Genomic DNA, 11,369 nt, shown 5'->3' with positions numbered 1-11,369 from the left:
GGGCCCTAAGCCTCAGCTTTCTTTTCCCAGCGCCCGGATTCTTCGGACCAGTATTGGGCAGAACATCCTGCACCGGTCAAAGCCTTCCACTGCCCGCGCGCGTGTTGAACGGCCTCTGCGTCATTGCCGTCGAACAGGATACATACGCGGTCCAGTTTCTTGATCTCGTCGGGGTCGACCGCCGCGCCATCTACCGCCATGACACAAGACGCGTCATTGGCAGCCTGCGCCTCGGTCGTCAGCAGGATCGGCTGCGCGGCATCGTGCGGACCGCCTGCGCGGCCATGTGGCAGGAACCCTTCTTCGGGCCCCTGCCACAGCTTTTCATCCAGCCAGTCCATCCGCGCGGGATCGCTGCCCCGCACGGCAATCTTCCACCCGGCCTGCCGTGCCTTGTCCAGCAACACCGGCAAGGTATGCTCCAGCGGTTGGCGGGTCAGGTGATAGAAATAGACGGCTCCCATCGGCTTACTCGAAGTTGTCCTGAACGAAACGGCTCAGCGCGCGAACGCCCCAGCCGGTTGCGCCCTTCGGGGCGTAGGATGTCTCGGACGAGACCGAAGCCACACCGGCAATATCCAGGTGAATCCACGGCATATCTTCTTTTACGAACCGCTGCAGAAACTGCGCCGCCGTGATCGAACCCGCAGGGCGTCCGCCCACGTTCTTCATGTCGGCAATCCGCGATTTCAACTGCTTGTCATAGGCTTCGCCCAAAGGCATGCGCCATGCGCCTTCGTCCTCGGCCCCTGCCGCCTTCAGGAAGGCATTGCAGAACGTGTCGTTGTTCGAAAATACGCCCGCGTTCTCATGCCCGAGGCCGATAATAATCGCTCCGGTCAGGGTGGCCAGATCGACCATGCCCACAGGCTTGAACCGTTCTTGCGCGTACCACATCACGTCACACAGAACCAAACGGCCCTCGGCGTCGGTGTTGATGATCTCGACCGTGTCGCCCTTCATGGATTTGACCACATCACCCGGACGGGTGGCGTTGCCCGAAGGCATGTTTTCTACCAATCCGACCAAGCCGACAACGTTGGCCTTGGCCTTGCGCTTGGCCAGCGCGCGCATGGTGCCTGCCACTACGCCAGCGCCGCCCATGTCCATGGTCATGTCTTCCATGCCGCCCGCAGGTTTCAGCGAAATACCACCGGTGTCGAACACCACGCCCTTCCCGACCAATGCCAGCGGCGCGTCATCTTTGTCGCCGCCATTCCATTGCATCACCACAACCTTCGAAGGGCTGTCCGACCCCTGCCCGACGCTTAGCAGCGTACGCATGCCCAGCTCGGCCAGTTTGTCTTCTTCCAGCACTTCGACCTCAAGCCCCAGTGCCTTCATTTCGTCCAGCCGGTCGGCGAATTCCGTGGTGGTCAGGATATTCGCAGGCTCGTTGGTCAAATCGCGTGTCATGCGGACACCGTCGGCGACCGCGTAGAGCGGTGCAAACGCAGCCTCGATCTCATCCGCCTTCTGGTGGGTTATGATGACTGAACCGGCCTCATCAGACTCCTTGGTTTTGTGCGCATCAAAATCATAGCTGCGCAGCGCGATGCCCATGGCCAGATCCTCGGCCTTGACCTGATTGCCCGACATCACCAGCAGGTCCTTGCTGCCCGCCAGCTTGGCCAGCGCGGCACCGGCCTTGCGGGCCTCGGCGGGTTCGGGGCGGCGCGGCAGGACCAGAACGTCCAGCGCCTCGGCCGCCATGCCGGATGGCCACGCCATCGAGATCACGTCACCGGTTTTCACCTTTTCGAACCGCTCGCTTTCGACCAGCCGTGTCACAGCCCCGCGGGTCAGGCGGTTGGCGCGACGGGCGGCGGGGTTCATTTTGCCGTCGGACGGGATGATTATGGCCACGCGCCCTTCGGCCTGCGCCATCGCATCCATGTCGGGGTCCTGGAAACGGATCGGTACAAGACTGCTCATTGCGAACTCCTCAAAATCAGTTCCCCAAGACCTAGCCCGCGCCGCGCGGCTTGACCAGATAGCAGTTTTCCCCGGCCCGCATTTGGACTACAGTCCCGGAAAAAATCCGACAGGCTCGGGGGAGAAGGTTTTGGCAAGACAGAGCAGGCATAGGCTGTCGCGCACAATTGCGTGCAGCGGTGATTCCGGTCTGCACCCGACCAAAGGCTGTTTGCGCGTCATTTCGGCAGGAGTTCCTTCGTGATCCTCGACCGCTACTTCGCCCGCCGATTCATTCAAAGTTTTCTGGTCATCGGCAGCATTTTCCTGACACTGATGATTCTGATCGACCTGATCGAACAGGTGCGCCGCTTTGACGATGCAAACCTGTCCTTCGGTCAGCTGTTGCAATTGACGTTGCTGAATACGCCTGCCGCGATCAGCGAAATGCTGCCGCTGCTGGTCATCCTGTCCACGATCGCGTTGTTTATCGGTCTGGCCCGCAGTTCGGAACTGGTTGTCACCCGTGCCACTGGCCGTTCAGGCATCCGCGCCCTGTTGGCCCCTGTGGTGATCGCCCTGATCATCGGCGCGCTGGCGGTTGGCATGCTGAATCCCATCGCAGCCGCCACGTCGGAAGAGTACAAGCAGCTCGCCGAATCCTACAAAAACAACGGCGGATCAACGCTGTCGATCAGTGCAGATGGTCTTTGGTTGCGGCAGGGTTCGGCCAATGGCCAATCCGTGATCCACGCCCAGGACACATCTAACGGCGACAGGTTCACCCTTAATCAGGTGACGATCATTACTTTTGCCCCGGATGGCACACCAACCCAGCAGATCGTAGCCGACCAGGCGGATCTGGAGAACGGTACGTGGGTCCTGACCAATGCCAAGATTTGGGCGCTGGAAGGCGGTGTGAATCCAGAAACCCACGCCACTGAACACGCGCGGCTTGAGGTTCCCACATCGCTGACACGCCAACGGATTCTGGACACGCTTGGCGATCAGGATTCCGTATCGGTCTATGACCTGCCGGAACTGATCCGCGACCTGCGCGAAGCCGGGTTTTCGACCAAGCAATATGAGGTCTGGTTGCAGGTCCAACTAGCCCGCCCCTTGTTTCTGATGTCGATGGTCCTGATCGGCGCGGCCTTCACCATGCGCCACGTGCGATTTGGCGGCACCGGGATCGCGGTTTTAACCGCCGTCCTGCTGGGATTTGGTATCTACTTCATTCGCAACTTTGCCCAAATTCTGGGGGAAAACGGTCAATTGCCTATCTTAGTCGCGGCCTGGGCCCCGCCCTTCGCAGCCATTCTTCTGTCCCTCGGCCTTTTGCTGCATGCGGAGGATGGCTGATGCGGCTTATTGCCAGTTTGTTTCTGTCCGGTGCAGTCGCACTGACCATGCCCGTGGGCGCATACGCGCAATCTCAACCCGCTGCTGGTGCCGCACAGGGTGCCACGCAAGAGGATCAGCCTGCCCTCCTGGTGGCCGACCGGATCTTTATCACACCCGAGCGTAATCTGGTGGCCGAAGGGAATGTCGAAGCCTTTCAGGGCAACGCCAAGGTCACGGCCACGCGCATCACCTATGACCGCGAAACCGGCAATCTGTCGCTGGAAGGCCCGGTCCGCATTGATCAGGGCGGCGCAACCACGTTGCTGGCCGATTCCGCCGAACTGGATGACGGGATCATGAACGGTCTGCTGATCGGAGCCCGCATGGTGTTCGATCAGCAGGTTCAGATCGCCTCGGTCCAGGCTGCGCGCGCGGGGGGGCGTTACACACAGTTCAGCAAGGTCTCGGCGACGTCCTGCCATGTCTGCGCCAATGGCAAACCGCCACTGTGGCAAATCCGCGCCCGCAAGGTCACGCATGACCAATTGGAACGCCAACTGTATTTCGAAGGAGCACAGTTCCGGATACTGGATTTCCCGGTTTTCTACTTCCCCTATCTGCGCCTGCCCGACCCGACACTGGACCGCGCAACAGGATTCCTTGTCCCGTCGATTCGCACCACATCGCAACTGGGAACCGGCGTGCAGGTGCCGTATTTCTTTAAGCTTGGCGACCACAAGGATCTGACGCTGACCCCCTATATCTCGGGGAAAACAAGAACACTGGGCTATCGCTATCGCCAGGCATTCAAACGCGGCCGGATTGAACTGAATGGCGCTTTCACCCGCGACGACCTGCAAGAAAATGAGGATCGAGGCTATCTTTTTGCCAACGGTTATTTCTTCCTGAACAACGACTTCCGCCTTTTGTTTGATGTGAAGACAACTTCGGATAACGCGTATCTCGCGGATTATGGCCTGCCCGATTTTGACCGGTTGCGCAGCGAAATCGCGCTTGAGCGGATCAAACGCGATACCGCCTTCCGCACCAGTTTCATCCATTACAAATCCCTGCGAGACAGCGAAAATGAGGAAGTGATCCCATCGCGGATCTTCGACCTGTACTTCCAGAAACGCTACTTCCCAACCTCTACCGGTGGTGAAGTTCGCCTAGGCTTTGTGGCCCACAATCACACGCGTACCAGCGATCAGGATATCGTTGGCCGCGATGTCGCGCGTGCCACGTTCGATGCGGACTGGATGCGCAGCTGGATTTTCGCATCGGGCCTCAGGGCTGATGCCCGGTTCGGTACATCGGTGGATATCTTTGACATCCGAGATGACAGCCAGTTTCCTGACCAGGTGACCCGCGCGGCCCCCCGCGCCGCACTCACCCTGCGTTACCCGATGACCCGGCGGGAAAAGTCAGGCGCCACGCAGGTGCTTGAACCCATCGCGCAAGTCGGTTGGACGAACGTGACAGATCAGGATGTTCCCAATGACGAAAGCACCTTTCAGGAATTCGACCAGGGGAACCTGTTGTCCCTGTCACGCTTTCCGGCCCCGGATCGCCGCGAAGATGGCGCGACGGCGGTATTCGGGGTCAACTGGGCGCGCTATGGCGCAGATGGCTGGCGCGCGCTTGCCACTGTCGGACAGGTCTTCCGCTCGACCGCTGACCCAAACTTCAACCTGACGTCGGGCCTACAGGGCACCGCCTCCGACGTGTTGTTGGCCGGTCAGTTGCAAACCGCCAATGGCTGGTCTTTGGCGGGTCGCGGCCTGTTGAATGGTGATTTCAGCTTTGCTAAGGCCGAGGTGCGCGCAGGCTGGAACAAGCCAAATGTCGGCCTGACCGGCAGCTATGTGTGGCAGGAAAAAGATCCGGCAGAAAATGCAAATGACGAGATATCCGAGATCCGGATGGATGGACGCTACCTTGTTGACCAGAACTGGTTTACTCAAGCCTATGCGCGCTATGACCTCAGCGAATCCGAGCCGATCCGATATGGGCTGGGCGTTACCTACCAGAGTGAGTGTGTAAAAGTTAACATGACCGTCAGCAGGCGATTTACCTCATCATCAAGTATTGAGCCTTCGACAGAATTCGGGTTTACCGTTGCCCTGACAGGTTACTCCGTCGAGGGTGGCGGCCAACAGTACAAGAGAAGATGCAGTTGATTTCACGTTTCTCGCGAATAGTCCGTTCCGGTTGGTTAAAGCCGGTTGCACCGGCACTGGCTGCTGCCTTGCTGGCCCTGTCCACTGGTCACAGCCAGGCTCAGAGCCTGTTTTCACCTGCGATCAAGGTCAACCAGGACATTGTCACCTGGTACGAACTTCAGCAGCGCCAACAATTCCTGACTGTTCTGGGTGCCCCTGGCGCCACCGAGGACGAAGTCCGCGACTCGCTGATCGACGAACGACTGCGCAAACAGGCCATGCGCGATGCTGGAATCGAGGTCGCACCTGAAGACATTCAGGTGGGCATTGATGAGTTTGCAGCCCGTGGCCGTCTTTCAACAGATGAGTTCCTGCAATTGCTGGGCGAATCCGGCGTTTCCCCCGAAACCGTACGGGATTTCGTCGCTGATCAGCTGTCGTGGCGCGACTACGTCAGTTCGCGCTTTCTGTCGCAGGCCAGGCCGAGCGAAGACGAGATCAACCGGGCTTTGGGACAGGCCGGGAGTGGCGGGCTTCAAGTCCTGATGTCGGAAATCATTATTCCGGTCACGCCGCAGACCTTAGCCCAAGCCGAATTGCTAGCCGAAGAGATCGCACTGCTTGAAGGTTTCGATGCGTTTTCCTCTGCCGCCACACAGTATTCTGCAGCTGGCACACGCGATGACGGCGGGCGTTTGGAATGGCTTAACCTGACCGACTTGCCCCCTGCCCTGCAACCCGTGATTCTAGGTCTCAAAACGGGCGACATCACACAGCCCTTGTCGTTGCCCAACGCGATCGCCTTGTTCCAGCTGCGCGGATTGCGCGAAGTAAGCACCAGCGCGCCGCGTTACTCCAAGATCGACTACGCGATTTACAACATGGCCGGCGGCCGCAGTGCCGAAACCCTGGCCAAAGCCGCCGAGTTGCGCGAACAGATTGATAACTGCGACGACCTCTACGGTATCGCCAAGGATCAACCTGCCGGGGTACTGCAACGTATCGAAGCCAGCCCGTCCGAGATCCCCCGCGATGTGGCGCTTGAGCTGTCCAAGCTGGACTTGAACGAAGTTTCGACGACGCTGACGGGAAACAATGGCCAGACTCTGAAGTTCCTGATGCTATGTACGCGCACATTGGACCGGGGCGAAGACACGACACGCGTGGATGTAGCCAACGCCCTGACACAACAGCGCCTTCAGGCCTTTGCCGAAAGTCTGGTTGAACAGCTCCGCGCCGACGCGACGATCATCGAGCAATGACCGCGCCCATCGCGCTTAGCTGTGGCGATCCCGCTGGAATAGGCCCCGAAATCGCCGCCAAAGCCTGGTCAAAACTGCGCGCGAGCTGCCCGTTTTTCTATATCGGCGACGCGGCGCATCTGCCGGCAGGCACGCCTACGCAGCGGATCAGCGATCCGGCACAGGCCATTGATATCTGCGCGAATGCCCTGCCTGTTCTGCAATTGAGCTTTCCCGCCACAAACGCAGCAGGCCAACCGGACCCGTCCAATGCGCCTAGTGTGATCGACGCAATCGAAACCGGTGTTTCCCTGGTGCAATCCGGTGCCGCATCGGCGCTGTGCACTGCACCGATCCACAAAAAGGCCCTGATCGACGGGGCCGGGTTCGCCTATCCTGGCCATACCGAATTTCTCGCCGCTCTGGCCGGGCGCAAGCGCGTTGTGATGATGTTGGCCAGCGAGCAGCTTCGCGTGGTGCCCGCAACGATTCACATTCCGCTGTCGCGCGTCCCGTCCGAGCTCACCCCCGACCTGCTGCGCGAAACCATCGGCATTACCGCTGAAGGCCTGCGCAGACAGTTTGGTATCCCCCATCCCCGCATCGCCATTGCAGGCCTCAACCCGCATGCGGGCGAAGGCGGTAAAATGGGGCATGAAGAACTGGACTGGATCGCCCCTCTGATATCTGATTTGCCAGGCGATACCTGCACGGTTACCGGCCCACACCCGGCGGACACAATGTTCCACGCTGCCGCCCGCGCCCGATATGACGCCGCAATTGCCATGTATCACGATCAGGCACTGATCCCGATCAAGACACTCGACTTCGACCGTGGCGTGAACGTGACCCTCGGCCTGCCCTTCATTCGCACCTCGCCCGATCACGGCACCGCACTGGATATCGCCGGACAGGGGATAGCCAACCCCACCAGCCTGATCGAGGCGCTGAAACTGGCCCAACGGATGGCACAAAGCACTTGATCCTTCACCTGGCTGAAAATATCCCCGCCGGAGGCAAAAAATCACTGGCGTTCCCCCCCGGACACGCGCCACGGTAATCGGATCATGAGTTCAATCGACACCCTTCCCCCTCTGCGCGAGGTTATCGCGACACATCAACTCTCGGCGCGTAAATCGCTGGGGCAGAACTTTTTGCTGGATCTCAACCTGACGGCCAAGATCGCACGGCAGGCGGGCGATCTCACGGAATGCGACGTGCTGGAAATCGGACCCGGACCCGGTGGTCTGACCCGTGGCCTGTTGTCCGAAGGTGCGCGCAAGGTCGTTGCGGTCGAAAAAGACAACCGCTGTATCGCTGCCCTGAACGACATCGCTGCTGCTTATCCGGGTCGTCTTGAGGTCATCAACGGCGACGCCCTGGAAATCGATCCGCTGGCGCATCTGACCCCGCCGATCCGTATCGCGGCGAACCTGCCGTATAACGTTGGCACCGAATTGCTGGTGCGCTGGCTGACCCCGCCCGAATGGCCGCCGTTCTGGCAAAGCCTGACGCTGATGTTTCAACGCGAAGTCGCTGAACGCATCGTTGCCCAACCCGGGGGCAAAGCCTATGGCCGCCTTGCGATCCTTGCCCAATGGCGGGCCGAGGCGCGCATCGCCATGTCCCTGCCCCCTGGGGCTTTTACGCCTCCGCCAAAGGTCTCAAGCGCTGTTGTGCATCTGACGGCCCTGCCCGAACCGCGCTATCCGGCGGATGCCCGGGTTCTGTCGCGTGTCGTGGCCGCAGCTTTCAACCAGCGCCGCAAGATGCTGCGCGCATCGCTAAAAGGCGTTGCGCCGGATATCGAGGACCGCCTGCTCGCGGCTGGGATTCAACCAACAGAGCGCGCAGAACAAGTCCCGCTGCAAGCTTTCTGTGCATTGGCCCGAGAAGTTCAAAAAAGCTAATGTGCAAAGAAAAAGCCCCGGAGCGTACTCCGGGGCTTTTTTGAACTCTATGGCGGAAATTACTCAGCCGCTTCCGGTGCATCACCATTGCTTGTCGGCGCGTCCTCTGCCCCCTCCGGCGCAGGCTTTGGCTTGCGCGTACGCGGGCGACGCGGTGCTTTTTCTTTTTTCGCCGGTGCTTCGGTGGCCGCCACCGCAGCAGCATCCTTGCTCTCCGGGGTCTCAACCAAACCGGATTCCGGGGTAGCTGCCTCGGGGGTGAAATCCATCACGTCCGGTTGCGGCGCTTCGGCCGGGTCCGACTGACGGGCGGCAGCTTCGCGCTCCTGCCGCTCGGCGCGTTCGCGGTCCCGCTCAGCCTGACGCTCGCGGTTCTGGCGGTCTTGCTCTTCGCGGCGCGCTTCCATTTCGCGCTGTGCCTCACTCAGCAGGCGCAGATAGTGTTCTGCGTGCTGCTGAAAGTTCTCAGCGGCCACACGGTCATTGGACAGTTGGGCGTCGCGCGCCAACTGATTATACTTGTCGATAATCTGCTGGGGCGTACCGCGCACCTTGCCTTCGGGACCCGAGCTATCAAAAACCCGGTTTACGACATTACCCCCAGAAGGGCGGTTGCGGTTATTCTTGACCCGAGAGCGGGATTTGGAAGATCTCATTTACTTTACGTCAGCCTTGTCATTCGCTGTCGATCATCTCGCATCCTGCACTGCTCAAAAGCTTAGCTGTGACGCGATGTCGACCATTTTGGGCTTGGCGTCCGGGGCCCGCTGAACCAGCGTCAGCCCTCCGACTGGTGTTGAGTAAACACGTCCTGTGCGTGCAGACAAGGGGGTTATCCAAAAATTCGCAGCTTTTTTACATTAATCGGCGTATTTCGGCCTCAGGTTGCCGCATTAAAGCGGCATTTTGGCAAAAACGACGCGATCGCGGCCGTCTAGATCGGGAACGATCCGTGTGGCTGTCAAACCCGCCGACTCGAACAAAGCCGCGACGCTTTGCCCCTGCGTTGGCCCGATTTCCACCAACAGGCGACCGCCGGGCAATAGAAAGTCCGGCGCACCCGCCGCGATGCGGCGATAAGCGCCCAGCCCGTCCCCTTCGTCCGTCAGCGCCATGCGCGGTTCATGCACGCGCACTTCTGGCGAAAGGTCGGCCATTTCTTGCAGTGAAATGTAGGGCGGATTCGAAACGATCAGATCAAACTGGCCGTCAATATTCTGAAACCAGTCAGATTTCAGGATTTCCACCCGACCCTGTACCTGATGTTGCACTGCATTTGCGCTGGCCTGCAGACAGGCGGCCTCGCTCAGGTCCGCACCCACGCCCGAGGCACTGGCCCGTTCAGCCAGCAACGTGATCAGGATACAGCCTGAGCCGACACCCAGATCCAGTACATGATCGAACGGTTCGCTGAGCGCAGCTTCGATCAGCGCTTCGGTTTCCGGCCGTGGGTCCAGCACATCGCGACTGACGCGGAACCGTCGGCCATAAAACTCGCGCTCGCCCAACAGGTGCGACACCGGAACACGCACTGCACGCAGCGAGATCAACTGATCATAGCGCTCTGCAATTTCAGGAGACAGCTCTTCGGGCGCAATCAGAGTGACCCGGCTGGCTTCGATCCGCGCCGCATGGGCCAGCAGAACCCGCGCATCCCGCGCCGGGTCAGCCACGCCAGCTGCCCGCAATCGCGCCGTGGCTGCGACCATCGCCTGTGCTGCTGTCAGCGCGGCGATCATTGCGCCATATCGGCCAGCAGCCGCGCCTGATCGTCAGCTGTCAATGCGTCGATCACTTCGTCCAGATCGCCCTGCATCACCTGATCCAGCTTATATAGCGTCAGATTGATGCGGTGATCGGTCATGCGCCCCTGCGGGAAATTGTAGGTTCTGATCCGTTCGGATCGATCCCCCGACCCCACCTGGCTCGCCCGGTCCGCCGACCGTTCACTATCGATCCGCTGACGCTCCTGATCATACAGCCGGGTTTTGAGCACCTGCATCGCAATCTCGCGGTTGCGGTGCTGCGATTTCTCCGAGCTTGTTACCACGATCCCGGTTGGAAGGTGGGTGATCCGCACCGCCGAGTCTGTGGTGTTCACGTGCTGCCCCCCCGCGCCTGAACTGCGCATGGTGTCGATGCGAATATCATTGGCGTCGATCTGGATATCCACATCCTCGGCCTCGGGCAAAACCGCGACCGTCGCAGCCGAGGTGTGAATGCGTCCGCCACTTTCGGTTTCCGGCACGCGCTGCACCCGGTGCACGCCGGACTCGTATTTCATCCGGGCAAACACGTTCTCGCCCTTGATGTGGGCAACGACCTCTTTGATCCCACCCAGATCCGAGGCCTGTTCTTCGATGATCTCAAACTTCCATCCCCGCGCTTCGGAATAGCGCTGGTACATGCGCAGAAGGTCCCCGGCGAACAGCGCGGCCTCATCGCCGCCAGTTCCGGGGCGGATTTCCAGCATCGCCGGACGCGCATCCGCCGCATCACGGGGCAACAACGCAAGCTGCAAGGCGTGTTCGGATTCGGGGATGCGGGTCTTCAAAGCCGGAATTTCTTCTTCCGCCAGTTCTTTCATGTCCGGGTCGGCCAGCATCGCCTCGGCCTCGGCCAGATCGGCGACCAGCTGACGCCACGCCATGATCTGATCCACAACCGGTTTGAGGTCGGAATATTCTTTGGCCAAGGCCGCAATATCCCCACCCGAGGCACCATCTGCCATGGCCGCTTCGAGGTACTGGAATCGCTGGGTTATCTGTTCAAGTCGTTCTTCGGGGATCATCCGGGCG

10 protein-coding genes are annotated in these 11,369 nt (G+C 60.1%); 5 read left to right on the top strand and 5 right to left on the bottom strand.

Annotation, left to right across the window (positions count from 1 at the left end; all coding sequences use genetic code 11):
- Positions 1–5: 5 nt before the first annotated feature.
- Both RUA4292_RS10895 and RUA4292_RS10890 read right to left on the bottom strand, forming a co-directional pair.
- Positions 6–464: a DNA polymerase III subunit chi gene (locus tag RUA4292_RS10895; protein ID WP_058277605.1), complete on the bottom strand. Its 459-nt coding sequence runs from the start codon at positions 462–464 to the stop codon at positions 6–8.
- Between the two features lie 4 nt (positions 465–468).
- On the bottom strand, positions 469–1,935 hold the full coding sequence (locus RUA4292_RS10890; RefSeq protein WP_058277604.1) for a leucyl aminopeptidase: 1,467 nt from the start codon (positions 1,933–1,935) through the stop codon (positions 469–471).
- 240 nt (positions 1,936–2,175) lie between these two features.
- On the opposite strand from RUA4292_RS10890, the gene lptG reads away from it, so the two are divergent.
- The 5 genes from lptG to rsmA all read left to right on the top strand — a co-directional run bounded on the left by lptG (position 2,176) and on the right by rsmA (position 8,571).
- Complete coding sequence (gene lptG, locus RUA4292_RS10885) at positions 2,176–3,276, top strand: LPS export ABC transporter permease LptG (protein ID WP_058277603.1); 1,101 nt, start codon at positions 2,176–2,178, stop codon at positions 3,274–3,276.
- Positions 3,276–5,438: an LPS-assembly protein LptD gene (locus RUA4292_RS10880; protein ID WP_058277602.1), complete on the top strand. Its 2,163-nt coding sequence runs from the start codon at positions 3,276–3,278 to the stop codon at positions 5,436–5,438. The genes lptG and RUA4292_RS10880 overlap by 1 nt, the downstream gene beginning before the upstream one ends.
- Positions 5,429–6,682, top strand: a complete 1,254-nt coding sequence (locus tag RUA4292_RS10875) for a peptidylprolyl isomerase (protein WP_058277601.1) — start codon at positions 5,429–5,431, stop codon at positions 6,680–6,682. The genes RUA4292_RS10880 and RUA4292_RS10875 overlap by 10 nt, the downstream gene beginning before the upstream one ends.
- Complete coding sequence (gene pdxA / locus RUA4292_RS10870) at positions 6,679–7,644, top strand: 4-hydroxythreonine-4-phosphate dehydrogenase PdxA (protein WP_058277600.1); 966 nt, start codon at positions 6,679–6,681, stop codon at positions 7,642–7,644. Before RUA4292_RS10875 ends, pdxA begins: the two co-directional genes overlap by 4 nt.
- Before the next feature lie 84 nt (positions 7,645–7,728).
- A complete protein-coding gene (gene rsmA, locus RUA4292_RS10865; RefSeq protein ID WP_058277599.1) occupies positions 7,729–8,571 on the top strand; it encodes a 16S rRNA (adenine(1518)-N(6)/adenine(1519)-N(6))-dimethyltransferase RsmA in 843 nt (280 codons plus the stop codon).
- A gap of 59 nt (positions 8,572–8,630) precedes the next feature.
- On the opposite strand, the gene RUA4292_RS10860 is transcribed toward rsmA, so the two are convergent.
- The 3 genes from RUA4292_RS10860 to prfA all read right to left on the bottom strand — a co-directional run bounded on the left by RUA4292_RS10860 (position 8,631) and on the right by prfA (position 11,362).
- Positions 8,631–9,227, bottom strand: a complete 597-nt coding sequence (locus tag RUA4292_RS10860) for a DUF4167 domain-containing protein (RefSeq protein WP_058277598.1) — start codon at positions 9,225–9,227, stop codon at positions 8,631–8,633.
- Between the two features lie 237 nt (positions 9,228–9,464).
- The gene (gene prmC / locus RUA4292_RS10855; protein ID WP_058277597.1) at positions 9,465–10,310 is read right to left on the bottom strand and encodes a peptide chain release factor N(5)-glutamine methyltransferase; all 846 of its coding nucleotides are present in this window, start codon (positions 10,308–10,310) and stop codon (positions 9,465–9,467) included.
- Positions 10,307–11,362 carry a peptide chain release factor 1 gene (gene prfA / locus RUA4292_RS10850; protein WP_058277596.1) on the bottom strand — a complete coding sequence of 352 codons (1,056 nt, stop codon included), beginning with the start codon at positions 11,360–11,362 and terminating at the stop codon, positions 10,307–10,309. Before prfA ends, prmC begins: the two co-directional genes overlap by 4 nt.
- Between the last annotated feature and the right edge of the window lie 7 nt (positions 11,363–11,369).

Source organism: Ruegeria atlantica, assembly GCF_001458195.1.
In the GTDB taxonomy this organism is placed as follows: domain Bacteria; phylum Pseudomonadota; class Alphaproteobacteria; order Rhodobacterales; family Rhodobacteraceae; genus Ruegeria; species Ruegeria atlantica.
Note: the sequence above shows the minus strand (reverse complement) of the source record. Positions and strands in the feature narration are given on the sequence as shown.

Bases quoted from the DNA above. Each gene is read 5' to 3' on its own strand.
- RUA4292_RS10895 (WP_058277605.1), bottom strand. From the start codon at position 464: ATGGGAGCCGTCTATTTCTATCACCTGACCCGCCAACCGCTGGAGCAT.
- RUA4292_RS10890 (WP_058277604.1), bottom strand. From the start codon at position 1,935: ATGAGCAGTCTTGTACCGATCCGTTTCCAGGACCCCGACATGGATGCG.
- RUA4292_RS10880 (WP_058277602.1), top strand. From the start codon at position 3,276: ATGCGGCTTATTGCCAGTTTGTTTCTGTCCGGTGCAGTCGCACTGACC.
- RUA4292_RS10875 (WP_058277601.1), top strand. From the start codon at position 5,429: ATGCAGTTGATTTCACGTTTCTCGCGAATAGTCCGTTCCGGTTGGTTA.
- pdxA (WP_058277600.1), top strand. From the start codon at position 6,679: ATGACCGCGCCCATCGCGCTTAGCTGTGGCGATCCCGCTGGAATAGGC.
- rsmA (WP_058277599.1), top strand. From the start codon at position 7,729: ATGAGTTCAATCGACACCCTTCCCCCTCTGCGCGAGGTTATCGCGACA.
- RUA4292_RS10860 (WP_058277598.1), bottom strand. From the start codon at position 9,227: ATGAGATCTTCCAAATCCCGCTCTCGGGTCAAGAATAACCGCAACCGC.
- prmC (WP_058277597.1), bottom strand. From the start codon at position 10,310: ATGATCGCCGCGCTGACAGCAGCACAGGCGATGGTCGCAGCCACGGCG.
- prfA (WP_058277596.1), bottom strand. From the start codon at position 11,362: ATGATCCCCGAAGAACGACTTGAACAGATAACCCAGCGATTCCAGTAC.